Below are 479 nucleotides of genomic sequence, written 5' to 3' on the forward strand. Positions count from 1 at the left end.
GTCGACGAGATTCACAGCCTCGCGGAGAACAAACGCGGCACCCACCTGTCGGTGTCGCTGGAGCGACTGGAGGACCTCGCCACGTCGTCGCCGACGCGCATCGGCTGTTCGGCCACCGTCGAACCGCTCGACACGGTCGCGGAGTTCCTCGTCGGCCGCGAGGACGGCGAGCCCCGCGACTACGAACTCGTGGACACGCGGTTCGTCCGCGACTTCGACGTGCGACTGGAGTGTCCGACAGACGACCTGATTCGGACGCCCCGAAGCGAGGTCCAGAGCCGGTTTTACGACCGCCTGCACGACCTCGTGGCCTCGCACACGAACACGCTCGTGTTCACCAACACGCGGTCGGGCGCGGAGCGCGTCCTCCACAACCTCCGTGAGGAGTTCGACGACATCGACGAGTCGAACTCCGGCTGTCACCACGGGAGCCTCTCGAAAGAGCGCAGACAGGAGATAGAATCGAAGCTGAAGGCGGG

Annotated in this window: 1 pseudogene; it reads left to right on the top strand. The window is 65.8% G+C overall.

The annotated features are described in order from the left end of the window. Nucleotides 1-479: pseudogene (locus DVK07_RS21435) on the top strand (helicase); the annotation flags it as partial.

Origin of the sequence: Halorubrum sp. Atlit-26R, assembly GCF_003666015.1 — an archaeon.
Taxonomy (GTDB): Archaea; Halobacteriota; Halobacteria; order Halobacteriales; family Haloferacaceae; genus Halorubrum.